The sequence below is a fragment of the Erwinia sp. PME.40.26/001 genome (genome assembly GCF_055556675.1).
In genome coordinates this window covers 586,715-611,487 of the sequence record NZ_JBVHNP010000002.1, presented here as the reverse complement: position 1 = coordinate 611,487, position 24,773 = coordinate 586,715, and the positions used below count along the sequence as shown (strand labels likewise).

Genomic DNA, 24,773 nt, shown 5'->3' with positions numbered 1-24,773 from the left:
TGGCAGCCCGATCTCCTGGAAATCTGGCTGCCCCGGCGATAAATAACACGATAGCTGCAACATTCCAGACGCGGTTTAGCGCGCCTGCTTCACGGCCAGCCCCAGCTGCCACACGGCCATCGCATAGTGATTGCTGTGGTTATAGCGGGTGATGGCATAGAAATTGGGCAGCCCGTACCAGTACTTATAGCTCTTACCCATGTCAAACTTCAGCAGGCTGACCTGCTGGTTGTGATCCAAGGGGATAACCGGTGACAGTCCGGCTGCGGCCAGCTGGCCTGCGGTATAGCGCGTTTTAAAACCGCTCTCCAGTCCCGGAGCCTGGCCAGTGGCCTCAACCGCAACGGTTCCGTTGGTCAGCCAGCCGTGTGCCTGGAAGTAGTGCGCCACGCTGCCAATCGCATCCACCGGATCCCACAGGTTAATGTGCCCGTCACCGTTGAAGTCCACCGCGTACTGTTTAAACGCCGACGGCATAAACTGCCCATACCCCATCGCCCCGGCGAAAGAACCGCGCAGATCGAGCGGATCGTCATCTTCTTCACGGGCCATCAGCAGGAAGGTTTCCAGCTCACCGCTGAAGTACTCAGCGCGACGCGGATAGTTAAATGACAGCGTCGCCAGCGCATCAAGAATGCGTGTTTTACCCATTACCCGGCCCCAGCGGGTTTCCACGCCGATAATACCGACAATGATTTCCGGCGGCACACCATAGGTTTTTTCCGCACGCTGAAGGGCATCCTGATACTGATTCCAGAATGCCACGCCATTCTGCACGTTATCCGGGGTAATAAACTTACTGCGATAACGGATCCATGCGCCGTTCGGACCGGTCGGGCCTTGAGCGGTAGTCGACGGGGCCTGGCGATCCATCAGGCGGACAATCCAGTCAAGATTCTTCGCCTGCGCCAGCACGTTGTGCAGCTGTTCACGTTCAAAACCGTGCTTACGCACCATTTTATCGATAAAGGCATTAGCCGCCTGGTTATTGGCGAAATCGCCCCCCAGCACGGTGCCGCTGTGCGCCGGTTCCAGCAGGAACCCGCCGTTGCCTTTAAACGGATTGCCATGCGGTTCAGCCGGGGCCGACTTCGGCTGACTGCTACAGGCGGTGAGTAATGCGAGGACAGGGAGGAACGAAGCCAGATAACGCATCAGATATCCATATAACCGTTTAAATTTCTCAGAAACCGATGGTAAAGCATTGATGGGGAGGAGTTAAGCGGATTTACGCAAAAGGCGTGAAGGAAAGCGGTGAAAACCTCCTCAGGCTGAAGCAAGAGGAGGCTGGGCCAGTCAATCAGCGTTTGTAGTAGATTTCACCCTGCTTCGCCTGCAGAATTTTTCCATCCGCATTGGTGATCAGCACGTAGTTACCGCCCATATAGGTCCAGTGACTATCGGCTTCCGGGGCAGGCAGATGGCGCACCTTCCACTGAACAATTTCATACTTTTTGCTGCGGTAGAGATCGGGCACCACGTCACCGATGGCAAAACGCGTAAAGTCAGCAAAGAAGTATTGCAGATCGTAAGGATCGGCAGGATTAGCCTGCGGGGCAGCAGCCTGGGGATCCTGCGCCAGTGAGTTCTGACTTTCCGGGGTCTGAACGGCGGGTGTCTGCACTTCAGGGGTCGCTGCTGCGCTCTGCTCACCTTCCGCCCAGGCGGCAGGGGCACAGGATAACGCCGCAGCCGAGAAGAGCGCTGAACAGAATACCACTTTCAACTTACGCATATATTCTCCAAAAATTAGGCTATCTGGCAGCGATCCGCTGCAAAATCAACGTACATCAAAACGATAATAATCAACAATAAGCCGGTTCCATTCTCGCCCGGCAAGTCTTAGAGAGCCTGAGAGTAAGATGGTTCCGGCACAGTTACCTGAGATAATAAGATGATGTGGCTAAGAGATTGAAGGAATTATTGTTAATAAACATAACCTGCGCTCCCTTCTCCCCTGTTCCGGTTATTTTGGCTGCCGTTGTACCTCTCGCCAGACCTTCAGTGCCAGCAGCACCAGCCCGCCCGCACCGATAATCAACAGCGCCCAGAGCAGCCCTTTCTGCCAGAGTGCGCTTTTCTCCGTTTCAGCGGTAGCGGTTAAACGTTCCCGACCCCCCAGCGTCTGTATGCCCTCCTGACCGGCATCAGGCAGGCTCATCCATGGATGGGTCTCCTGCGGTATCAGCTGATCCAGACTGATCACCTGTGAGCCGGCATTCTTATTGCCCCAGACCAGCATATAGGGTGCGCTGCCCTGTGCATTGAAAACCAGCTTACGCACTTCACGCTCCGCGCTTACCAGCGGTGGCGTTCCACTCCACTGTTGGTGAACCCCTTTTACGCGAATGGCCTGGATTAACGCGCCCTGAAGAATAAGCGGCGCGGAAGCGTTTTCACCCAGGCTGTAAACCACCTGGTCAGCCAGCGGCAGCCAGTCACCCTCCGCGGTGCTGCGATAGTCTATGTGCACCGGTAACACCGCATTTGACTGGGCAGGCGTGATCTTCAGTCGGATCAGTGGCTGGGGAGTCGACCAGCTGTATTCCGCTTCGCTTGCTGAGACAGCCTTAACTGAGGGCGTCAGGCTGATAAAGTGCTGAACCGGGTTTGCCGCCGCCTCAATCCCCGAAATGGCGCTGAGGTTAAGATTCTCCGGCTGGGCATCGTCTTTAAATACCAGCATCAGGTAGCGCGCACGCAGGCCCCGATCTTCATTGAAATCGAGCGTATCCAGCAGCAGCCTGCTGTCCCCGGAGGTCAGATCCATTAGCGGGGCGTCATCCGTCACGGCCTCCCAGTCTTTCAAATCGCTGCTGTAGAATACACTGACCCGCGCCTGCCAGTTCTGCGGTAAACGTTCCCAGGTCAGTTTCAATCCACTCAACCTGGGGGAAAAACCCTCTCCCTCCTGCGGTACTTCCAGCAGCAGGCTGCGCCCCAGCGGCTTTTCACCCTCAACAGGCAGCGTGACCTCAATGCCGCTGGCCGATTTCAGCGTCACCTGTGCGTTCTCACTTGCCTGACGCGGCTGGCTGTTCATGGGAAAAACGCGCAATGGCCAGGTCTTCGTTTTGCTTTCACTTATCTCCGTGGAATAGAGGGCAAAAGGTACCGTCATTCCCTGACTGTTAAACACCCGTAGGTCGCGCATATCAGGCCAGGCCGTTTGCTGATAGACCTCTTCAGGCAGCTTCACCCGGTAAAAGGGTTCAGCCCCCGGGGTAATCAACGGCAGGCCATAAGCATAATCCTTTGGTACCTCGTTCGCGTTCGCTGCTGCGCCGGCCATCAGGTACAGCGTAACCAGCAATAAGGCCTGGCTTATTTTATTTTTCATCGTTTCCCTCAGTGGCGGTGACCGCCTCTTTTTGATGTCCGTTTTTCGGCGGCAAAGGCGAGAAATACCCGGCAATCAGTACCAGAACCGCCACACCGATAAAGCCCACCGCACGCGCCAGCCCTCCACCATGTGCGCTGTCCACCAGCATCAGTTTAATAATGACCACCACAAGCAGGGCGGCGCCTCCAAACCAGGCCTGGCGGTAGCGGTAGCGGGTTGACCACAACATCGTCAGCAGTGCGGTCAGCATCCACAGCAGCGTAAAGGTCGTCTGCACCAGCCGCGACGACCAGAGTGCATCGGCCTGCCAGGCGATCCCGGCGTAGTAAGACAGAATGCGCATCACCAGACCGTTGCCCCACCAGAACAGCAGTGCAATCGCGCCAAGACGCAGGGCAAGATCGAGACCAGGAAGAGCCGCCATAAACTGCGCACGCAGCTGCCAGCCCCAGAATAACAGGGCAAACATCAGCATCAGCGCGCCCTCTTCCAGGGGATTGATCAGCGGCAGATAGCGCCAGTCGATCATCACACCGTCGTGCAGATTCCCCTGTAGCAGCACGATCAGCGCACAGGGCGCCAGCGGCAACAGCCCGAGCGACGAATATAACCGCGGGAAAGCCGCGAACGGCCACCGGCCACGGCGCAGCGCCCACAGCGTCAGCAGGATAATGGCAGCAATAAACACCATCAGCGCAGACATACGCCATTCGTCCATGCCCCATGGCAGCGTATCCGTCACGCGCCAGACCTCCGCCCAGGTGGACAACAGCATCCAGAACAGAGATAAATGCAGCCCCTTCTCCAGGTATGGCGGTCTGACTCTGCCCTGTTCCCGTTTCAGCAGTGCATACGCCACGGCCAGCACCGGCAGCCAGACCAGATTCATCCAGCCCGCTGCCAGCAGAGCGTTATCGATCAGCTGCTGATACAGCAGGGCAAGCAGCATAGCGATCCACAACAGCCACGGCAGGTATCCAAGATCCATCCAGGCAAGACGGCGGCTGGCCAGGTGCCACACCAGCGCGGAAAGGGTTATCAGTGCCAACAGCACAAGCAGGAGATCCGTGTCATAAAGTGGGCTGGCGGATACCGCACCACAGAGTGCGACCAGCCAGAATATTGTCCCCCCGCCCAGCAGCGTGCGTGACACCACCAGGTTAACGCTGCGCCACAGCCACGCCGCCCCCAGCCATGTCAGGGCCAGTACGGCAAAAATCAGGCTGAATGAGAGCGAGGTCATACCGTTATAGCTGGCCAGCAGCGCAGAACCCAGCGCCAGCAGCAGCAGTCCGGTACCGCTGTAGCTGACCCGCGACTGCCGCTGAGTATGACCCAGCCACAGAATACCCAGTCCTTCCAGCGCCCACGCCATTGACGTCCACTGCGCGGAGAGCGCCAGCGGGATGGCCAGGGTGGTAAACACGGCCCCCAGCGCCAGTCCGGCCACCGCCAGCGGGCGTCCCAGTGACGGGTAGCGGCGCAGCCCGACCCACGCCAGCAGCAAATATGCCAGGCCAAAGCCCAGCGCAGAAAACGCCGGTCCAAATGCCCAGTGCTGCGTGATGTGATACTGCATGCCAAAACCGATCAGCGGTGGACCGAAGAGCAGCACACCATCGATGACCTTTTCCCCCTTCACCTGACCGCGCAGCGAGAGTCCCAGCGACAGCACGCCGAAAATGACAATATTGGCGATGAGAAACAGCTGGCAGCTCAGATAATATTCTGGCTGATAGTCACGGAGCCCCCACAGTCCCGCCACACCAAAGGAGAAGGCAAAGCCCAGCAGGTTGAGCGGACGCCACGGCTGCCAGACGGTGATGGCCAGAATACCGAGCGACAGCAGCAGATAATAAGAAAAGAGCGCGATGTGACTTCCACCCCCGGTCGACAGCAGGAGGGGGGAGAGATAGCCGCCAATACTGGCCAGCATTGCCAGGCTCAGGGCTCGCTGCAGCACGGCAAGGCCGACGCTGGCAGCACAGATCACCAACATCAGGGCAAAGGCCAGCAGATGCGGCAACAAAGCATAAAGCCGGAAAGCGCCAAACACAGTGATATAGAGTGCGCCAACTGCCCCACCCTGCAGAATTAACGCATAAAGCGACTGTTTGATTCTCAGCCGCCAGCCCAGCCCCAGCATCGCCAGGCTGGCCAGGGCCGCCCCGGCCAGGCGCAGCTCAACCGGCAGCATATCCCGCTCGACCGTGTATTTCAGCAGATACGCCAGACCGAAGAACATTAGCAGCACGCCAAGCTTCGCCAGCGGGTTACCCTTCATAAACCAGGCCAGCAGGCCTGACAGCAGACCGGTAAACATATCAGGCAGCGGCTTAACCCGTGGCGGGGGCGCAGAGACTGCCGGTGGAGAGGAAGGCGCTTTTGCCGTCGCCGGAGCAGTCCGCGCGCTGAGGCTGACGGCTGGCGCTGCGGTTAAGGCCTCCGGAGCGCGGACCCTGTCCGCCGGTTCACTGGCCGCATTCTCAGTGCCTGCGGAGCGCGTTTCGCCCCGCTGCCATTTCGCCAGCTGTTGCTGCAGCGTGATCACGGTCTTTTTAAGCTGCGCCAGATCGCGTTCATTACGTTTACTACGCGACAGCGCAATAAAGAGCATGACCGGCATCACCACCAGCACCAGTATGGCTATCAGACCGGCCGCTATCAGAAGATCATCCATGCCAACGTCCCGTAGGTAAAAGAAGGGTTACATATTGACATGAAATCTCATAAACCACTGCAAAATTCAACGGGGACAGCCCTGACTGTCAGGCTGCTATCTTCTGCATTTACCTGTCATCCGCCTTTTCTTCCGCCATGACGACCTCAGTACAGAGAATCTGTTTTTACTTTAACTTTCTACAAATCCCCCCGGGAAACCCTAATAAAGGAAATCAGATGATACTTTTATCAAAAAAACGTCTTAAAGACTTTTATCGCCCAGTAAACCTTAAGGGAAGAAATAAAAATCTGTTGGATGACTTAACATTTAGCGGAATATCCACCAGCCATATAAGAATAATTAACCACTCACCTTATGATATATCCCTGGGCCGCTTAGAGGTAAAAACGCCGTCTCAAAAGAGAAGATGCCAATGATTGCGCCTTTTACCTATACCGACGTTCCTCTGAGATCACCAACATCAGGAGGAAGTAAAGGAATCATAATCGATCTGATCAAGGATTATGGGCCGATAGAAACGCATGAACATCCAGTTCAGTAATAATAAAATTGACTTTCACATCGCACTAATGTCGTAGGCAATCATGCAATCTTTATTTCCACATGCCACTTATGCTGAGGACTATCGTTGCTCAGGCACAGATCATTGTCAGTCTTCAGAAGCTGCCAGCTGATCGGCGCACTGATACTGAGTGCCGGTGATGGCAGGGCGATGGTGAACAGCCCCCGCAGGCGGCTGGTGTTGAATCAGGACACCATGGCGGAAACGGCCCCTCTGGCATGATTAACGCCCCAGACACTTTACGTCATTCAAGAAAATCATGACTCATAACTTAAATACCACCTATTTCCACACGTATCATATGTCTTACGATTTGATTACCACCCTACTTCGCGGGCGAGGTGGATAATTACGATTTCACCTTACGCCATTTTAATTCCACCAAAGAGCTGTTAAAGTCAGTCGCAGAAAAAAATCGACATCATTATTATTAATGCAACCCAATCAATTAATGGTTACTTTCTGGAAATCGAAGTTAAAAACACCATGAAAACACTAACCAGCAATTCTAAATAATTACCTTATTTTTTGAAGAAAACATGAATAAGAATTTCCTTAAGAAAACCGTTAATTTCGGTGTCAGTATGATGATTAGCGTGCGGAATACTCCGCTGGAATTGACCAGCGCGCTGGTTAACATTCTGCCCCCCCCACAATGCAGGCCCTATATCTCATCCACGGTGATGAAACGGTTACAGCAGGAAAGCGATGTACTGATGCCGAAGGAGTGGGCAGTGAGCAACCTGATACACCTGGGGGATTCCCCTTCTGAAATTGTCGCTAAAAAATGCCGTGCGCTGAGTACCATTTCAACACAGAAAAGAAACGCCACGAACAAGCTCCATGTCAATAATGAGAGTGAGTTATTACGCGACTTACAGCAGCAGGCATTTTTATCCGTATGAGAATCTTTTGGAATGCCGCGCTAATAAAAATCACCCTGCTATTGTTGCCAGGATTTTTTCTTTCTGACTATGCCTGTGCGCTGTCGCTTCAGGAATCACTGATTGCAGCAACCACTTACAACGCAGAAATGAAGGCTGCCCGTAGCCTTCATGCCGCCGATCATCAAAGGAAGTATCAAGGCTTCGCCGGATTATTGCCAGTGGTGACACTTGATGGTGGGTGGAATAAAACCGACCAGCCGGATGCTGCCTATTCTGCCGGCGTTACCCGCCATAATTACAGTTTTAATCTGACACAACCCATTATTGATGCTTCAAAATATGCCAGCTGGCGGAAAAGCCTGGTAATTAGCAATATGGCCGATGTCAAACTGATGATCGCCCAGCAAAAACTGATTAGCGATGTCACCAATGCTTATTACAACGTGGTCTATCAGCGCAGCGTATTGCAGACCAACCAGCGGATACTGGTTGCCTTCGACGCCAGGCTGAAACAGGCGCAAAAGGCCGTCGCGGTAGGCGATGGCACACGGCTGGATGAAGCGGAGGCTCAGGCCAATTACGATACGGCCGTAGCCGATGAACTGGCGTCTGAAAATGACCTGGATGATGCCTATATTGCCTTTCATCAGTTAACCGGTCTTGATGCAGAGGGTATCCCGGACAAGAGTCTGAGCTGTGTGCATTTCAATATGGCGCTGAAACCAGAGCGGATCACACGCGAGGCCGCAGAAAATAATCTGGATGTGCTTTCCGCTATTCAGGCGCAGAAAGGCAGTGAAGTCGATATCCTCTCCACCTCCTCTAACTATCTTCCCGTGGTGACGTTCCAGGCGAGCTATGGCAAAAACTGGACGCGTGCTGAAAACGCAAACTTACTCGACTCCTTATTTGGTACTACGTCAAAAACAGATAATACCGCCGTGGGCCTTAATGTTTCTATCCCTCTGTTTTCTGGGGGCAGCCATATCTCCCAAAGCATCGAGGCCGCACACCGCTTTGAGGAAAGCAAAGATCTGCTGACTGAAGCCCGGCGTAAAGCTGCGCAGCAGGCACTGCAGGCAGCCTCCGGGGTGAAGAGCAGCCAGTCGCGTATTAAAGCGTATGAGCGGGCAATCGTTTCTGCCGGTAAGCGTCTTTCCTCGACGCAGTACGGGCGTGAGATCGGCCAGCGCACGCTGATCGATGAGTTCAACGCGGAAAAGGACTATTACCAGGCCATTCAGAATCTGGCACAGGCCCGAAACACGCTGATCCAATCCATCGTTAAATTAAAGTCAGCCACCGGTGAGCTGGATTATGCCGCCATGAAAAATTTCAGCTGCGATGCTCCATGATCAGGGATTTTACTAATGAATAACGACTTATTTCGCCGGCAGGTGCTAGAGGCAAAAAAACCCAAAGTGTTAGGGTCCGTCGCGCTGTATTGCCCGCCCTTTCGCTGGGTAATTATTTCGCTGGTCGCTTTACTGGTAGTGGTGCTGATCGCATTTTGTGTTTTCGGCAGCTACACCAAACGGGAGACCGCAAAGGGTGTGCTGGTACCTGAAAATGGCATGATGACCATCACCGCGATGACGCCAGGTACGGTGATCGCCCTGCCCGCTCACGAGGGGGACATGCTGGAAAAAGGCAGTCATATCGCCACCGTTTCTTCGGAAATCTCTACCCGCTTTGGCCAGACGCGGGAAGCGATCGCCCGCCAGCTGGATCTGCAACAGGAGGGCCTCACCCAGCAGTTGAGCAATCTTGAACAACTGAATACCGAAACGCTGAAATCATTACGCGAAAAAGACAGTTTGCTGCAGCAGCAGTCTGTGGAGCTGGACACCATTTACAAGCAGCGAACGGAGCAAATTGCCCTGGCCAGGACGCAGCTGGATAAAACCAAAGCGATGCGCGTGGAGGGCTATGCCTCTAATACTCAGGTGGAAAAGCAGCAAAATGAACTGCTGGATGCCAGCGTGCGCCTTCAGGATGTGGCCCGGCAGAGAATTGATGTTCGTCAGCAGCTGTCTCAGGCACGCCAGCAGCTGCGCGAACAGCCGATGAACTACTCTCAGCAGAAGAATGATATTCAGCAAAAACTCTCCACGATTTCACAGTCGATGATGGAAAACGAATCGCGCCGCTCCGTCGATTTACTCGCGCCGGAAAAAGGCACGGTCAGCGCCGTGCTGGTTAAACAAGGACAGGTTGTCACCGCCGGGCAAACGCTGGCGATGATGGTGCCTGATAACGCTCAGTTACAGGCGCGCATCATGTTGAGCAGCCGGGCCATCGGCTTCATTCGCCCCGGCCAGCGGGTTGTTCTGCGCTATCAGTCCTTCCCCTGGCAGACGTTTGGACAGCAATACGGCACGGTAAAAGAGATCTCCAATTCGGCGCTCTCGCCGCAGGAGGTGGCGACGATAACGGGTGACAGTCAGGTTCAGGAATCCATGTACCAGGTCAAAGTGACCGTTGACCATCAGACGGTACAGGCCTATGGCAAACAGGTCGAACTGAGACCCGGTAGCGGGCTGGAAGCCGATTTTATTGTGGATAAACGCCATATCTATCAATGGGTTCTTGAGCCGCTTCGGGCGCTGGGCAAGATGACATCCCTATAATTATTATCATTTAATCAGGTTTATCATGGATTTATTTCACAAGCTCAATTTGTCATTTCGCCATAAGCTACCGGTATTACGTCAGACCCAGGCCGCTGAGTGCGGCCTGACCTGTATCGGTATGATTGCTGGCTATTACGGTCACCAGACCGACATGGTGTCGCTGCGCCAGCGTTTCCCGACCTCCCTGAAGGGCAGCACGCTATCCGATGTGATGTCCATTGCGCAAAACCTGGGGATGGGCTGCCGTGCGCTTCGCCTGGACCTGGACGAGTTACATAAGCTGTCGATGCCCTGTGTGCTGCACTGGGATATGAACCATTTTGTGGTGCTGAAAGGTATCGCAAAAAACAAAATTATTATTCACGACCCCGCTCGCGGCGTGCGAAATGTGCCAATGGACGAAGTCTCAGCGTCCTTTACCGGCGTGGCGCTGGAGGTCTTCCCTGCGGCAACGTTTGAGAAGAAAAACGAGAAAAAAAACATCTCAATGCTGAACCTTATCCGCAACGTGTCCGGGATTGGTTCCGCTTTTATGCAGGTGGCCGTGCTGTCACTGGCTCTGGAATTTTTCGGCATCATTACGCCGTTCTATATGCAGTGGGTCATCGACCAGGTGCTGGTGTCAGCGGACCGCGATTTACTGACGCTGCTGGGCGTGGCCTTTATCTGCATTACCGTCTTCCAGAACCTGATCTCCGCACTGCGAAGTTGGGTAACCACCTGGTTTTCCAGTCTGTTAAGCGTGCAGTGGTCGAGTAACCTCTGTGCTCACCTGCTTGGCCTGCCGCTGAACTACTTCGAAGAACGTCACGTGGGTGACATCCTGTCACGCTTTGGCTCGATCTCGACTATCCAAAGCACGCTGACGGGCCGCTTTATCTCCTCCATCTTTGATGGCGTTATGGCGCTGATCACCCTGGCGGTCATTTTTACCTATAACGCTAACCTGACCTTTGTGGTCATCGGCCTGTTCCTGCTGTATGCCCTGCTACGCTGGGTGTCCTTTGAGCCGTTCCGCCGCGCCAATGAGGATCAACTGATGGCTTCGGCAGTCGTACAGTCGCAGCTGCTGGAATCCATTCGTGGTGTGCAGGCAATAAAGCTCAACAATAAACAGGACCTGCGTGTATCGACCTATACCAATGAAACCGTCGAAGCGACCAATAAAGGGATCACCACGCAAAAACTCTCTATTGGATTCAGTACGCTGCAGGACAGTATTTCTGGCATAGGAAAAATTGTGCTGATATGGCTGGCGGCCCTGCAGGTGCTCGACGGCAACTTCACCAGCGGCATGCTGGTGGCGTTTATTTCCTTTGCTGACCAGTTTATCTCGCGTTCCGGCGGCCTCATCAATGCGCTGATCGATTTCCGCATGCTGCGTTTACATGGCGAACGTCTTTCCGATATCGTGCTCACGGAAAAAGAGCAGAATATGGCAAGCAACGTGGCTCTGCCTGAGAAGGAGGGGTCAATGAGCATCGACATCTCTGCACTCTCTTTCCGCTACTCCAGCACCGATGCCGACATTTTTACCGACTTCAATCTTGCCATTAAAGCGGGTGAATCCGTGGCGATTGTCGGCCCGTCGGGACAGGGCAAAACCACGCTGGCAAAATTACTACTGGGGCTGCTTAAACCCGTTGCCGGTACCATTTATGTCAACGGCGTAGATCACACCCAGCTCGGCATGACTCAGTACCGCGATCTGATTGGCAGCGTAATGCAAAGCGATATGCTTTTTGCCGGATCAATTATGGATAACATCAGCTTTTTCGATGCCAGTCTCGACAGAGAAAAGGTTGAGCGGGCTGCGCAGATCGCGCAAATACACGGGGATATCATCGCCATGCCAATGGGGTATAACAGCATGGTCGGCGATATGGGATCATCGCTGTCCGGTGGGCAGGCACAGCGCGTCATCCTGGCACGTGCTCTCTACCGTGACCCGCGCATTCTGATCCTCGATGAAGCTACCAGCCATCTCGACGTGGCCCGTGAGAGCGCCATTAATAATGCGATCAAGCATATGAACATTACCCGCATTATCATCGCACACCGGCCTGAAACCATTTTAAGCGCCGACCGGATTATTAATATCAACCGAACCGGTGTCACTGAGATACCAAAGGATGAATTTATTGCTCTGCTCGGTACCTCGTAACCAGGCCTGCAATCCGACTCGTAATATCTGCCCAAAAAAACCGTTAAAATTGGGTGCAGAATCATCTGCACCTGTTTTAATTGCTACTCTCCCGACACAGAAAAAGCATCGTTACAAATATAAGCCGGTATGGAATTTATCATAAAGAGATAGTTCCCATTCGGCTGCCTGACTATCCTCATTAATATCTTTTTATTAGGATATATAAAAAAATCCGGTTCATAGCGGCTGAGTTCACCATCGTTGACATTGTCACCCGGCAGCTTAATATTTTCCCAGGATACCAGCGAATAGAGATCGCCTCGCCGATTAAAACGAAAAGACACCTCACGATTGAAGACCTTATCAGGGTACTGAACGGAGCGACCGTTCATGCTCACCACCCCTTCGTCTCCACGAAAAACATAGCTTAATGAGACATCCAGCCTCTCTTGATTGTAATGCTGGGAGAGACTGGCCGAGCACGTAAAGTCTTTATGATACCACTGATGATTAAATTTCCAGACTATCCATGCCATCAACAGCAGCCCGAAGATCATACTCACAGCTATTACGTACTTTTTTTTATGCATCTTGTCCCCCCTTGATAAAATAGTCTGAGATACAGGTGCTCACTTCATTAATGGGTTTGTTACACCGTATCACCGACACCCTGGGTAACATGGAAGAATGTGTAACATACACCCAGGGATAGCTGTGGCAGCGGGCTTTCATCTGTTCACCCAGGGATTCAACCTCCCTGCTGGCCGCCGCCGTGGAGCTTTTATCTGTGACAAAAATATGGCAACCATCCATGGTGGTCAAAAAACGATAGTGGGCGAAAAATGGCACCTCATTATGCGGCCTGGTCCCCAACACAATGCCAGAGAGAAAAGCCACGCCTACCAGAACACCCGCACCGCACAGCGCCAGCCGTCTGGCGTAAAGTGGGCGGGATGCTACCCGGACTCTGACCTCAGCGGGTAAGCGGCCTTCAACGCCATCTCCTTCGCTTTCACCCTCAGGCGACTGCCGCTCGCCGGGCTCCGATGTCAGTCCGGCGTTACTCATGCTCTGCGTCTCGTTATAAGCGTCTTCCCGCTGTTGTTCAGCGGTCATCTTGTGGATCCGGGTGCTGCTGGCGAGGGTCAAACCGATACGCGGTATCGTGACAACCGGATCTTCCTTCAGATTAAATTTTTTAAGTCCCTTTCTTAAAATAGAAATATTTTGATAGTAAGTATTTGGAGATACCTGCATTCCGCTTTTCGCCCAGACGATGTCCATTAACTCCTGTTGCGTCACAATCGTGCCTATGCGATTTATTAACAACAACAGACACCGACCGGCAGGCGAGTTCAAAACGACCACATTTTCAGGGTCCTCCAGATCCCGCAGCGTGCTGGTCGCCGGGTGGAACTCAATAATTCCATTAATAATATAGTGATTATGCATATCTGTAAGCCACTCCTCCATGAAAATAGTAAGACACTGATTCAAAGAATAAAGTCAGCAAAAAACGATACTTCCTTGTCGCTCAGGAAGTAATGTGGAGGATATGTATTAAGTTGTACATAACAACATGCCGTGATTGATCTCATTTTTTATGATGCAACAAATGATTTTTAAAAATCATTAATGAGTAATTCATGATATTTGTTACTTTTATGAACTTCTCTGAAAACTATAATTAAAGAGGATTAAGAAAAATAAGAGAGCAGGCTACCTCGCCCTTCCTGTTGAGCAGTTTTGAAAATGACATAAAGATTAAATTACAGTTTGCAATGGATACGGCCGTGCAGTACACACAGCCCCGTCACGATCGTTACCCGCCTCACACTGCGGTAACGCGTTTTACGGGTGATCGCGCAGGAAGTTTGCACAGCGTCTTCATTGCTTACCTGTAGAAGGCGATGGAGTAACGGCTTGCGGCGTACCGTATCGGCGTGCGCAGGAGATGCTGGCGGATAATGCAGAGACGCACGGTGTACAGCTACCGCGGCTGCCACGACAGATGCCCAGAAGAACATCTAACGCTGGCGGCAGACATAGAATGATGAAAGACTTCATTCATCATTAAATAACCTGAATCTGTAAAAAGGCCAGGATCGCGGATGGTAGCGGGCACCGATAGAGGAGATCACGTGACCAGGTATAAACAGGGTGGGCCGGGTAATCTTGACGGTACCAAATGGCAAGCTGACGACGTGGAACAATTGCCGTCGGCCCGTAGAGTTGTCGATACCGTCCTGAAGCTCGAGAAAGCCTGTGACAGGTAATTCGATGGCTGTAGAAGTAATGATATTGTCACTTGCGAAGGGAGCATAATGAGACAAACATTAAGAACGAAGATAATTCAGGTTTGCGCTAACAAAATTGCAGCGAAGGGTAACAACTGAGCAGTAAAAAAAGTATCAGGGTCAAAATAAATAAAAATGACAGCGCAGCCACCCATCTTCCCGGTATTGAAGATAGCAGCATTGCTTTCCCTGCCCATTTATCCTGCTGATGTTTAACAGACTCCTTTCTGAATAAATTTCCCTGGCTCATCCCTGACTTCTTATCGTGATAATGGAATTTTTTCGTGGGATGTATAGTAAGGGTTACTAATAAAACATTCCTTTTTTACATCTCTTTTATTCTCATATTTCCTCATATCGGGATTTTTTTTGATCTACCGCAAAGAGATTTTCGAGCTACCTCTTCAGAAGATAACAGTAGCTAAAACTAAATAACCACCACTTATAGCATTTAATTCTATTATTCTTTTCAATCAGAGTATAACCTTCATCACCAATCTGGTCTGACCGTTGGGTCTGTGTTAACATAAGAGAACGCTTCATTAACGGTTCGTTTTTATAGATTATGGCGAACCTTACGTTATCTTTTTTTATGTACTACTGATTATTTTTAATTTTTTTGTAACCCTATCCTCGCCGCAACCTGTGCATTTTGCAGCATTTCTCCCACTTTTACCTGTGACAGCGCCTTACTCACTGGGATAATATAGCCGCAGAGAAATGTCCTGATACCTGTCATGCCGTTATCACGAGTAAGACCCGGTTTTCACCCATGTCAGCTTTATCCTTGCCCGTTTGCTTCATCGTCCCGACAGCTTGAAGTGGCAAGGACTTTCAATGGATTGGAGTATTCAACCCTATGAACAACACCGAAAATTTATCCTCCCACACTCCAATGATGCAGCAATATCTACGTCTAAAGGCTGACCATCCTGAGATCCTGCTGTTCTACCGCATGGGCGACTTCTATGAGCTGTTTTACGACGATGCGAAACGCGCCTCTCAGCTGCTGGAAATCTCCCTGACGAAGCGTGGGGCCTCGGCAGGAGAGCCGATCCCCATGGCGGGCGTTCCCTATCATTCGCTGGAAAACTACCTGGCAAAGCTGGTCCAGCTGGGCGAGTCGGTGGCGATCTGCGAGCAGATTGGCGACCCGGCGTTAAGCAAAGGCCCGGTCGAACGTAAAGTCGTCCGCATCGTCACCCCCGGTACCATCAGCGATGAAGCGCTGCTGAATGAACGTCAGGACAATTTGCTGGCAGCCATCTGGCAGAGCCAGCGCGGCTTTGGTTATGCGACGCTGGATATCAGCTCCGGGCGTTTTCGCCTGGCAGAACCGACGGACCTGGAAACCATGGCCGCCGAACTGCAGCGGACCAACCCGGCTGAACTGCTCTATCCGGAAGACTTTGCCGCCATGGCGCTGATTGAAAATCGTCGCGGCCTGCGCCGCCGTCCGCTGTGGGAATATGAGCTGGACACCGCCCGCCAGCAGCTGAATCTGCAGTTCGCCACTCGTGACCTCAGCGGTTTTGGCGTCGAGCAGGCTCATCATGCCCTGCGTGCGGCAAGCTGCCTGCTGCAGTACGTCAAAGATACCCAGCGGACTTCGCTGCCCCATATCCGGGCGCTGACCATGGAGCGCCAGCAGGATGGCATTATCATGGACGCGGCCACCCGCCGTAATCTGGAGATCACCCAGAACCTCGCCGGCGGGATTGAAAACACGCTGGCCTCGGTGCTGGATAAAACCGTGACGCCCATGGGCAGCAGGATGCTGAAACGCTGGCTGCATATGCCGGTTCGTGATGTACAAGTGATCGCCCGCCGCCAGGAAAGCATCAGCGCCTTGCAGGATTGTCACGAGTCACTGACGCCGCTGCTGCGTCAGGTGGGCGACCTCGAGCGTATCCTTGCTCGTCTGGCACTGCGTACGGCCCGCCCGCGCGATCTGGCGCGCATGCGCCACGCTTTCCAGCAGCTACCGCTACTGAACGGTGAGCTGGAAGGTAATCAGACCGCGCATCTGCAAACCCTGCGCGGACAGATGGGAGAATTCACCGAACTGCGTGAGCTGCTGGAGCGTGCCATTATTGAAACGCCGCCGGTACTGGTGCGTGACGGCGGCGTCATCGCCCCCGGCTATAACGCCGAGCTGGACGAGTGGCGGGCGCTGGCTGACGGGGCCACTGATTATCTCGATCGTCTGGAAGTCCGCGAACGCGAAAAGCTGGGTCTGGATACCTTGAAGGTCGGCTTTAACGGCGTACATGGCTATTACATCCAGGTCAGCCGTGGACAGAGCCATCTGGTGCCCATCCATTACGTGCGCCGCCAGACGCTGAAAAATGCCGAACGCTATATTATCCCCGAACTGAAAGAGTACGAAGATAAGGTGCTGACCTCGAAAGGTAAGGCCCTGTCGCTGGAAAAAGCCTTATACGAGCAGCTGTTCGACATGCTGCTACCGCATCTGGCAGCCCTGCAGGAGAGTGCGGCGGCGCTGGCCGAGCTGGACGTATTAAGCAATCTGGCCGAACGCGCCTGGACGCTGAACTACAGCTGCCCGACGTTAAGCGATAAACCAGGAATTAAACTAACCGGTGGACGCCATCCGGTGGTCGAGCAGGTGCTGAAAGAACCTTTTATCGCCAATCCTCTGTCTCTGTCGCCGCAGCGCCGGATGCTGATTGTCACTGGCCCGAATATGGGTGGTAAAAGTACCTATATGCGTCAGGCAGCGCTGATCACTCTGATGGCCTATATTGGCAGTTTCGTCCCGGCGACCCAGGCGGTGATTGGCCCCATTGACCGCATCTTTACCCGCGTTGGCGCGGCCGACGATCTGGCCTCCGGGCGCTCAACCTTTATGGTTGAGATGACCGAAACCGCCAATATTCTGCATAACGCCACCGAGTTCAGCCTGGTGCTGATGGATGAGATTGGCCGGGGTACGTCAACCTATGATGGCCTGTCGCTGGCCTGGGCCTGTGCCGAAAGCCTGGCCAGCCGTATCAAGGCGATGACGCTGTTCGCTACCCACTATTTCGAGCTGACCACGCTGCCTGAACAGATTGAAGGGGTGGCGAACGTGCATCTGGATGCAGTGGAGCATGGCGATACCATCGCCTTTATGCACAGCGTGCAGGACGGGGCGGCGAGTAAAAGCTATGGCCTGGCCGTGGCGGCGCTGGCTGGCGTGCCAAAAGAGGTGATTAAACGGGCGCGTCAGAAGCTGAAGGAGCTGGAAGCGTTGTCGGGCAGCGCGGCTGCCACGAAAGCGGATGGTTCGCAGCTGCCGCTGCTGGTGGAGGAAACCTCCCCGGCAATGGAAGCCCTGGAGGCGCTGGATCCGGACTCCCTGTCCCCGCGTCAGGCGCTGGAATGGATTTACCGGTTGAAATCACTGGTATAAACAGAGGACCGATCGTCATACGATCGGTCCTTGCCATGAGGGAGGACCGGCTGTTCCGGTTCGCCCCCGCTTTGCAGATTAACGGCGGTTACGTACCAGCTGATAGCGACGGGTCAGGTATTCGACCGGTGCGCTCCAGATATGTACCAGGCGGCAGAACGGGAACAGCAGGAACAGCGTCATTCCCAGCACCATATGCAGACGGAAGATTACCGCCACACCGTCAAGATGTGCCGAAGCTCCGCCCTGGAACGTCACAATACTCTGCGCCCATCCGGCCAGCTTGAGCATTTCACTGCCATCCAGATGCTGCGCTGAGAACAGAATAGTCGTCAGCCCCAGGGCTGCCTGCAGCACCAGCAGCGTCAGGATCAGAATATCGGCAAAACTGCTGGTCGCCCGCACCCGTTCATTGGTCAGACGACGTTTCAGCAGCAGGGCACCGCCAATCAGCGTCATCGCACCAAACACCCCACCGGCTCCCATCGCCAGCAGCTGCTTTTCGCCAGCCGACAGGAAAGGCTCATACACCCAGTGCGGCGTGAGCAGGCCGACGAAATGCCCCAGCAGAATGCCGATGATGCCGATATGGAACAGGTTCGACGCCAGGCGCATCCCTTTTTTACTTAACATCTGACTTGAACCTGCCCGCCAGCTGTACTGCCCGTAGTCATAACGCAGCCAGCTCCCGACCAGAAATACCGTCCCGGCCAGATAGGGGTAAATATCAAAGAAGAAACGATTCAAAAACTCCATGATTTACTCTCCTTTCGCCGCCATAGTTACTGCTGAAATATCAAGGTACTGCGGCATCACTGCCGCAGCCGGATGCGATTTCTGTGCGGATTCACATCCGCCACCGCCTGGGTTCATCTGCGCGATAAAGGCCACCTGCTCTTCCTCCCAGACAGCATCCAGGGCGGCGGGGGTATCATCGCGCGCTTCCTGAGCCACCTGCGTCTGAAGCGACTGTGGGTCGGCACTGCTGCCGGACAGCGCCAGCAGCAGCGGGAAAAGTGGCGCATAGTCGCTCTGCCGCTGTGACAGACGGGCTGCCAGCAGCGCCAGAATCGGCGCAATATCCTGTAACCCACGCCGGATGCGGGACTGGTCGCCCTGCGCCAGGTACTCCAGATAAAGCGGTAAAAAATCAGGCAGCTCTTTAGCGTTCAGTTCAAGACCATCGGCACGATACTGTGCCAGCAGATCTACCATCGCCTGACCGCGATCGCGCGACTCGCCGTGCACATGTTCAAAAAGCAGCAGGGATGTCGCCCGGCCACGATCGAACAGCTCACTGTATTCCGCCTGCCTGTCCAGCAAAGGACGGGCAGCGGCCTGCTGAATAAACTGCGCGAGGAACTGGTGCTGGTGTGCATCCAGTTCATTTGCCTGCGCCAGGGCATCCAGGATCTCTTGCTGATGGTCAACGAAATCCTGCTGCGGGTAGTCCAGCAACCGGGCAATGATACGCAACGCGATCATGAGTTTTTCTCCGCGTCCGGCACCGTTTTCTTCGAAACGTCGATGGCATCTATGCGTCGGCTGTTGAACAGGTTGAATTTGCCGTCACTGCCATGGCAGCCATCGCCAAAACTGAAGCCGCAGCCTTTGCTTTCCGGGAATGCTTCACGCGCCATTTCACGGTGGCTGCTCGGGATCACGAAGCGATCCTCGTAGTTAGCAATCGCCAGATAGCGATACATCTCCTGTGCCTGTGCTTCCGTCAGCCCGACCTGCTCCAGCGCACGTACGTCATGAACGCCGTCCACGGTTTCAGCGCGCTTATAATGACGCATGGCCATCAGGCGATTGAGCGCCTGCAGTACCGGGGCGGTATCCCCGGCCGTCAGCAGGTTGGCCAGGTATTGCACCGGGATACGCAGGCTCTCCACATCCGGCAGCACGCCGCTGTGGGCAAGCATACCGGCATCCGATACTGACTGGATCGGAGACAGCGGCGGTACATACCACACCATCGGCAGCGTACGATATTCAGGGTGCAGCGGCAGCGCCAGCTTCCAGTCCATGGCCATTTTATAGACAGGGGACTGCTGCGCAGCATCAATCACGCTCTGCGGTACGCCATCCTTCAGCGCCTGCGCAATCACTTGTGGATCGTGCGGGTCAAGGAAGACATCCAGCTGGCTCTGGTAGAGATCTTTTTCATTTTCCACCGCCGCTGCCTGTTCAATACGGTCGGCGTCATACAGCAGCACGCCGAGGTAGCGGATACGCCCGACGCAGGTCTCTGAGCAGACGGTAGGCTGGCCAGCTTCAATGCGCGGATAGCAGAAAATACATTTTTCTGACTTGCCGCTTTTCCAGTTGAAGTAGATTTTTTTGTACGGGCAGCCGGTAATACACATCCGCCAGCCGCGGCACTTGTCCTGGTCGATCAGCACGATGCCATCTTCTGCACGCTTGTAGATCGCCCCACTCGGGCAGGTCGCCACGCAGGTCGGGTTCAGGCAGTGTTCACAAAGGCGCGGCAGATACATCATGAAGGTGTTTTCGAACTGTCCGTACATCTCCTTCTGCATATGGTCGAAGTTTTTATCCTCAGATCGCTTTGAAAATTCGCCGCCGAGGATCTCCTCCCAGTTCGGGCCATTTTCGATCTTCTTCATTCGCTGCCCGGTGATCAGCGATCGCGGACGGGCAATCGGCTGATGCTTACCGGCAGGCGCGTTATGCAGATGCTGATAGTCAAAGTCGAACGGTTCATAATAGTCGTCCAGCCCGGGCACATCGGGGTTGGCGAAAATTTTAGACAGGACGCCGACGCGGTTACCCATGCGAGGCACCAGCCTGCCGTTGATCTTACGGATCCACCCGCCCTTCCACTTTTCCTGGTCTTCCCACGCGTTAGGGAAGCCTACACCGGGTTTACTTTCCACGTTGTTAAACCAGGCGTACTCCATACCTTCACGGCTGGTCCAGACGTTTTTACAGGTTACCGAGCAGGTGTGGCAGCCGATACATTTGTCGAGATTCAGAACCATTCCGACCTGAGAGCGAATTTTCATTGGCCTTTCTCCTGCTGGCTTCCCTGGCAATCGTCGTTGCCTTCGCCATCTAACCAGTTAATGTTATTCATTTTTCTCACCACAACGAACTCATCCCGGTTGGAACCGACCGTACCGTAATAGTTGAAGCTGTAAGCCAGTTGCGCATAGCCGCCAATCATATGCGTCGGTTTAGGACACACACGGGTCACCGAGTTGTGGATCCCGCCACGCTGGCTGGTGATTTCTGAACCCGGGATATTCACAATGCGCTCCTGCGCGTGGTACATCATGGTCATCCCTGCCGGTACGCGCTGGCTGACAACCGCACGGGCGGTTAGCGCACCGTTGGCGTTAAACGCCTCGATCCAGTCGTTATCTTCAATGCCCAGCACCCGGGCATCCTCTTCACTCAGCCAGACAATCGGCCCACCGCGTGACAGCGTCAGCATTAACAGGTTGTCGCTATAGGTTGAGTGGATCCCCCACTTCTGATGCGGCGTGAGGAAGTTCAGCGCCATCTCAGGATTGCCGTTCGGCTTTTTATTGAGCAGCGGCTGTACCGTGCGGGTATCAATAGGCGGACGGTACACCAGCAGGCTTTCACCGAAATCACGCATCCACTGATGATCCTGATACAACTGCTGACGGCCGCTGAGGGTACGCCACGGGATCAGCTCATGCACGTTGGTGTAACCGGCGTTGTAGGAGACGTGCTCATCTTCCAGGCCGGACCAGGTCGGGCTGGAGATAATTTTACGCGGCTGCGCCTGAATATCGCGGAAGCGGATCTTGTCATCCTCTTTATTCAGCGCCAGATGGGTGTGATCGCGCCCGGTAAACTGCCCCAGCGCCTGCCAGGCTTTCACCGCGACCTGACCATTGGTCTCCGGTGCCAGCGACAGGATCACCTCAGCGGCATCAATCGCACTGTTGATATTTGGGCGACCGGCCGCCGGCCCCTCAGTTTTGACGTAGTTCAGTTTTTTCAGGAAGTCGATTTCAGTCTGGGTGTTCCAGCCGATCCCTTTCCCACCGTTGCCCAGGGTGTCCAGCAGCGGCCCCAGCGAGGTAAAGCGCTCCCAGGTGGCCGGATAGTCACGCTCCACCGTCATAATGTGCGGTGCCGTTTTCCCCGGGATCAGGTCGCACTCACCCCGGTGCCAGTCCTGGACGTCGAACGGCTGTCCCAGTTCAGCGGCAGAGTCGTGCTGGATCGGTTGCAATACCACGTCCGTCTCTTTACCTAAATGACCCACGCAGAGCTCAGAGAACGTTTTGGCAATCCCTTTATAAATTTCCCAGTCGCTACGCGATTCCCAGGCCGGGTCAACCGCCGCCGACAGTGGATGAATAAATGGATGCATATCCGAGGTATTCATGTCGTCTTTTTCATACCAGGTCGCCGTCGGCAGAACGATATCCGAATAGAGACAGGTACTGGACATGCGGAAATCGAGGGTGACGACCAGATCGAGTTTCCCTTCTCCCGGGTTATCCTGCCACTCCACTTCCTGGGGTTTGACCCCACCCTGCTGACCCAGATCGCCGCCCTGCACGCCGCTTTCTGTCCCCAGCAGATACTTCAGCAGATACTCGTGGCCCTTACCGGAGGAGCCGAGCAGGTTGGAGCGCCAGACAAACAGGTTACGTGGGAAGTTTTCCTTGCTGTCAGGCTGTTCTGCGGCAAAACGCAGGCTGCCATCTTTCAGGCCGTCCACGGTAAAGGCCAGGGGTGTCTTGCCAGCCGCCTCTGCCTGGGCGGCAAGATGCAGCGGGTTGGTATTCAGCTGGGGTGCAGAAGGCAGCCAGCCCATTCTCTCTGAGCGCACGTTAAAGTCGATCAGGCTGCCGCCGTAGCGTGACTTATCGGCCAGCGGTGACAGCAGCTCATCGGTGCGCAGCGTCTCATAGCGCCACTGACTGGAGTGGTTATAGAAGAAAGAGGTGCCGTTCATCTGGCGTGGCGGGCGCTGCCAGTCAAGGCCAAACGCCAGCGGTAACCAGCCCGTTTGCGGACGTAATTTTTCCTGACCGACATAGTGTGCCCAGCCGCCGCCGCTTTGGCCGACGCAGCCGCAGAACACCAGCATATTGATCAGACCACGGTAGTTCATATCCATGTGGTACCAGTGGTTGAGACCGGCACCGACGATGATCATCGAACGACCACGCGTTTTTTCTGCCGTCTCCGCAAACTCGCGCGCAATCCGCACGATGTTCTGCCGCGGTACCCCGGTGATCTGTTCAGCCCAGGCCGGAGAGTAGGCTTTCACTTCATCGAAGCTGGCCGCACAGTTCGCGTCATCCAGCCCGCGTTCAATCCCGTAGTTAGCCAGCGTCAGGTCGTACACGCTGGTGACCAGAGCAACAGAACCATCCGCCAGCTGCAGGCGTTTGACCGGCAGTTTGTGCAGCAGGATCTCGTCCAGCTGTACGCTCTTGAAGTTAGGGTTATCTATCGCGCCAAAGTAAGGGAATCCGACGTCGGCGATATCGTCATGCTGACCCAGCAGGCTGAGTTGTAACTCCACTTCCTGCTGGTTTTTCCCTTCACGTTGCTCGAGGTTCCATTTGCCTTTTTCACCCCAGCGGTAGCCAATGGAGCCCTGCGGCGCAACCAGCTCGCCATTCTGCTGATTAATGGCGATGGTCTTCCACTGCGGATTATTTTCCTGACCTAAACCGTCCACCAGGTCGCTGGCGCGCAGCATCCTGCCGGCGGCATAGTACCCGCCCTCACGCTGTTCCAGCAGAACCAGCATTGGCATATCGGTGTACTGGCGCACATAGTTGCGGAAATATTCCACCTCACGTTGCTGGTGGAACTCCGTCAGGATCACATGCCCGAAGGCCAGTGCCAGTGCGCTGTCGGTCCCCTGCTTCGGGCTCAGCCACTGATCGCACAGCTTGGCGATTTCAGCATAGTCCGGGGTCACCGCCACGGTTTTCGTCCCTTTGTAACGGACTTCAGTGAAGAAGTGCGCATCCGGGGTACGGGTCTGAGGAACGTTACTGCCCCAGGCGATGATATAGGCAGAGTTATACCAGTCAGCGGATTCCGGTACGTCGGTCTGCTCGCCCCAGGTCATCGGTGAAGCAGGCGGCAGGTCACAGTACCAGTCATAGAAACTCAGACAGGTTCCCCCAATCAGCGAAAGATAACGGGAACCCGCTGCATAGGAGACCATCGACATCGCCGGGATCGGTGAAAATCCAATAATGCGGTCAGGCCCGAATGCCTTCGCCGTATAGATATTGGCTGAGGCGATCAGTTCATTCACTTCCTGCCAGTCAGAGCGCACGAAACCACCGCGCCCGCGCGCTTCTTTGTAGCTTTTTGCCTGCTCGGGGTTTTCGACTATCGACTGCCACGCCAGCACGGGGTCACTGTGTTGCACTTTTGCGGCACGCCACAGGCTGATTAAACGCTTACGCACCAGAGGATATTTCAGGCGGTTCGCGCTGTATAAATACCATGAGTAGCTGGCACCGCGCGGGCAGCCGCGCGGCTCATGGTTAGGTAAATCCGGACGAGTACGCGGATAGTCCGTCTGCTGGGTTTCCCAGGTCACCAGACCATTTTTAACGTAAATCTTCCAGCTACAGGATCCCGTGCAGTTTACACCGTGGGTGGAACGCACAATTTTGTCATGCTGCCAGCGGCTGCGATAACCATCCTCCCAGTCACGGTTGGTATTCAGCGTCTGCCCGTGCTGGCCAGAAAAGGGTTCGGCGAGTTGTTTGAAATAACGTAACCGATCAAGAAACTTGCTCATTCGACATGCTCCAAAAAAAC

General features: G+C 54.3%; 16 protein-coding genes. 6 read left to right on the top strand and 10 right to left on the bottom strand.

The genetic code is table 11. The features are described 5' to 3' along the window. Positions 1 to 75 precede the first annotated feature (75 nt). From mltB to ACZ3HG_RS10225, 4 genes are all read right to left on the bottom strand, one after another. Positions 76 to 1,155: a lytic murein transglycosylase B gene (mltB, locus tag ACZ3HG_RS10240; protein ID WP_191934013.1), complete on the bottom strand. Its 1,080-nt coding sequence runs from the start codon at positions 1,153 to 1,155 to the stop codon at positions 76 to 78. 145 nt (positions 1,156 to 1,300) lie between these two features. Next, complete coding sequence (locus ACZ3HG_RS10235; protein WP_191934012.1) at positions 1,301 to 1,735, bottom strand: RcnB family protein; 435 nt, start codon at positions 1,733 to 1,735, stop codon at positions 1,301 to 1,303. Between the two features lie 231 nt (positions 1,736 to 1,966). Continuing rightward, positions 1,967 to 3,340, bottom strand: coding sequence for a DUF3999 family protein (locus tag ACZ3HG_RS10230; protein WP_191936210.1), 1,374 nt, complete (start codon positions 3,338 to 3,340; stop codon positions 1,967 to 1,969). After that, positions 3,330 to 6,023: a DUF2339 domain-containing protein gene (locus ACZ3HG_RS10225; protein ID WP_465332787.1), complete on the bottom strand. Its 2,694-nt coding sequence runs from the start codon at positions 6,021 to 6,023 to the stop codon at positions 3,330 to 3,332. The genes ACZ3HG_RS10230 and ACZ3HG_RS10225 overlap by 11 nt, the downstream gene beginning before the upstream one ends. A gap of 649 nt (positions 6,024 to 6,672) precedes the next feature. On the opposite strand from ACZ3HG_RS10225, the gene ACZ3HG_RS10220 reads away from it, so the two are divergent. The 5 genes from ACZ3HG_RS10220 to ACZ3HG_RS10200 all read left to right on the top strand — a co-directional run bounded on the left by ACZ3HG_RS10220 (position 6,673) and on the right by ACZ3HG_RS10200 (position 12,272). Further along, the gene (locus ACZ3HG_RS10220; RefSeq protein ID WP_465332786.1) at positions 6,673 to 6,810 is read left to right on the top strand and encodes a hypothetical protein; all 138 of its coding nucleotides are present in this window, start codon (positions 6,673 to 6,675) and stop codon (positions 6,808 to 6,810) included. A gap of 317 nt (positions 6,811 to 7,127) precedes the next feature. Further along, the gene (locus tag ACZ3HG_RS10215) at positions 7,128 to 7,493 is read left to right on the top strand and encodes a helix-turn-helix transcriptional regulator (protein WP_465332785.1); all 366 of its coding nucleotides are present in this window, start codon (positions 7,128 to 7,130) and stop codon (positions 7,491 to 7,493) included. Beyond that, on the top strand, positions 7,490 to 8,830 hold the full coding sequence (locus tag ACZ3HG_RS10210; RefSeq protein WP_465332784.1) for a TolC family outer membrane protein: 1,341 nt from the start codon (positions 7,490 to 7,492) through the stop codon (positions 8,828 to 8,830). The genes ACZ3HG_RS10215 and ACZ3HG_RS10210 overlap by 4 nt, the downstream gene beginning before the upstream one ends. A gap of 15 nt (positions 8,831 to 8,845) precedes the next feature. Further along, positions 8,846 to 10,105, top strand: a complete 1,260-nt coding sequence (locus tag ACZ3HG_RS10205; RefSeq protein ID WP_465332783.1) for an HlyD family secretion protein — start codon at positions 8,846 to 8,848, stop codon at positions 10,103 to 10,105. A 25-nt stretch (positions 10,106 to 10,130) separates the two neighbouring features. Continuing rightward, entirely contained in the window at positions 10,131 to 12,272 is a 2,142-nt protein-coding gene (locus ACZ3HG_RS10200) for a peptidase domain-containing ABC transporter (protein WP_465332782.1), read from the top strand. Between the two features lie 83 nt (positions 12,273 to 12,355). Here ACZ3HG_RS10200 and ACZ3HG_RS10195 read toward each other — a convergent pair whose 3' ends face one another. Next, a complete protein-coding gene (locus ACZ3HG_RS10195) occupies positions 12,356 to 12,844 on the bottom strand; it encodes an immunoglobulin domain-containing family protein (RefSeq protein ID WP_465332781.1) in 489 nt (162 codons plus the stop codon). After that, positions 12,837 to 13,706 (bottom strand): winged helix-turn-helix domain-containing protein, encoded by an 870-nt coding sequence (locus ACZ3HG_RS10190; RefSeq protein ID WP_465332780.1) that lies wholly within the window; start codon positions 13,704 to 13,706, stop codon positions 12,837 to 12,839. Before ACZ3HG_RS10190 ends, ACZ3HG_RS10195 begins: the two co-directional genes overlap by 8 nt. Positions 13,707 to 15,410: 1,704 nt before the next feature. Between ACZ3HG_RS10190 and mutS the strand changes: the two genes are divergently transcribed. Further along, positions 15,411 to 17,966 (top strand): DNA mismatch repair protein MutS, encoded by a 2,556-nt coding sequence (gene mutS / locus ACZ3HG_RS10185; protein WP_465332779.1) that lies wholly within the window; start codon positions 15,411 to 15,413, stop codon positions 17,964 to 17,966. Between the two features lie 78 nt (positions 17,967 to 18,044). Here the strand turns inward: mutS and narI are convergent, their stop codons facing one another. The 4 genes from narI to ACZ3HG_RS10165 are packed head-to-tail and all read right to left on the bottom strand — an operon-like array spanning position 18,045 to position 24,753. Continuing rightward, positions 18,045 to 18,722: a respiratory nitrate reductase subunit gamma gene (gene narI, locus ACZ3HG_RS10180; RefSeq protein ID WP_191934000.1), complete on the bottom strand. Its 678-nt coding sequence runs from the start codon at positions 18,720 to 18,722 to the stop codon at positions 18,045 to 18,047. Between the two features lie 3 nt (positions 18,723 to 18,725). Continuing rightward, positions 18,726 to 19,451, bottom strand: coding sequence for a nitrate reductase molybdenum cofactor assembly chaperone (gene narJ, locus ACZ3HG_RS10175; RefSeq protein ID WP_191933999.1), 726 nt, complete (start codon positions 19,449 to 19,451; stop codon positions 18,726 to 18,728). Continuing rightward, the gene (narH, locus tag ACZ3HG_RS10170) at positions 19,448 to 20,995 is read right to left on the bottom strand and encodes a nitrate reductase subunit beta (protein ID WP_191933998.1); all 1,548 of its coding nucleotides are present in this window, start codon (positions 20,993 to 20,995) and stop codon (positions 19,448 to 19,450) included. Before narH ends, narJ begins: the two co-directional genes overlap by 4 nt. Beyond that, positions 20,992 to 24,753, bottom strand: a complete 3,762-nt coding sequence (locus tag ACZ3HG_RS10165; protein WP_465332778.1) for a nitrate reductase subunit alpha — start codon at positions 24,751 to 24,753, stop codon at positions 20,992 to 20,994. The genes narH and ACZ3HG_RS10165 overlap by 4 nt, the downstream gene beginning before the upstream one ends. Between the last annotated feature and the right edge of the window lie 20 nt (positions 24,754 to 24,773).

What these genes read in the sequence shown, in the direction of transcription:
- ACZ3HG_RS10205 (WP_465332783.1), top strand. Translation starts at nt 8,846, where the DNA reads ATGAATAACGACTTATTTCGCCGGCAGGTGCTAGAGGCAAAAAAACCC.
- ACZ3HG_RS10235 (WP_191934012.1), bottom strand. Translation starts at nt 1,735, where the DNA reads ATGCGTAAGTTGAAAGTGGTATTCTGTTCAGCGCTCTTCTCGGCTGCG.
- ACZ3HG_RS10165 (WP_465332778.1), bottom strand. Translation starts at nt 24,753, where the DNA reads ATGAGCAAGTTTCTTGATCGGTTACGTTATTTCAAACAACTCGCCGAA.
- narH (WP_191933998.1), bottom strand. Translation starts at nt 20,995, where the DNA reads ATGAAAATTCGCTCTCAGGTCGGAATGGTTCTGAATCTCGACAAATGT.
- narI (WP_191934000.1), bottom strand. Translation starts at nt 18,722, where the DNA reads ATGGAGTTTTTGAATCGTTTCTTCTTTGATATTTACCCCTATCTGGCC.
- ACZ3HG_RS10195 (WP_465332781.1), bottom strand. Translation starts at nt 12,844, where the DNA reads ATGCATAAAAAAAAGTACGTAATAGCTGTGAGTATGATCTTCGGGCTG.
- narJ (WP_191933999.1), bottom strand. Translation starts at nt 19,451, where the DNA reads ATGATCGCGTTGCGTATCATTGCCCGGTTGCTGGACTACCCGCAGCAG.
- mltB (WP_191934013.1), bottom strand. Translation starts at nt 1,155, where the DNA reads ATGCGTTATCTGGCTTCGTTCCTCCCTGTCCTCGCATTACTCACCGCC.
- ACZ3HG_RS10210 (WP_465332784.1), top strand. Translation starts at nt 7,490, where the DNA reads ATGAGAATCTTTTGGAATGCCGCGCTAATAAAAATCACCCTGCTATTG.
- ACZ3HG_RS10190 (WP_465332780.1), bottom strand. Translation starts at nt 13,706, where the DNA reads ATGCATAATCACTATATTATTAATGGAATTATTGAGTTCCACCCGGCG.
- ACZ3HG_RS10200 (WP_465332782.1), top strand. Translation starts at nt 10,131, where the DNA reads ATGGATTTATTTCACAAGCTCAATTTGTCATTTCGCCATAAGCTACCG.
- mutS (WP_465332779.1), top strand. Translation starts at nt 15,411, where the DNA reads ATGAACAACACCGAAAATTTATCCTCCCACACTCCAATGATGCAGCAA.
- ACZ3HG_RS10230 (WP_191936210.1), bottom strand. Translation starts at nt 3,340, where the DNA reads ATGAAAAATAAAATAAGCCAGGCCTTATTGCTGGTTACGCTGTACCTG.
- ACZ3HG_RS10225 (WP_465332787.1), bottom strand. Translation starts at nt 6,023, where the DNA reads ATGGATGATCTTCTGATAGCGGCCGGTCTGATAGCCATACTGGTGCTG.
- ACZ3HG_RS10215 (WP_465332785.1), top strand. Translation starts at nt 7,128, where the DNA reads ATGAATAAGAATTTCCTTAAGAAAACCGTTAATTTCGGTGTCAGTATG.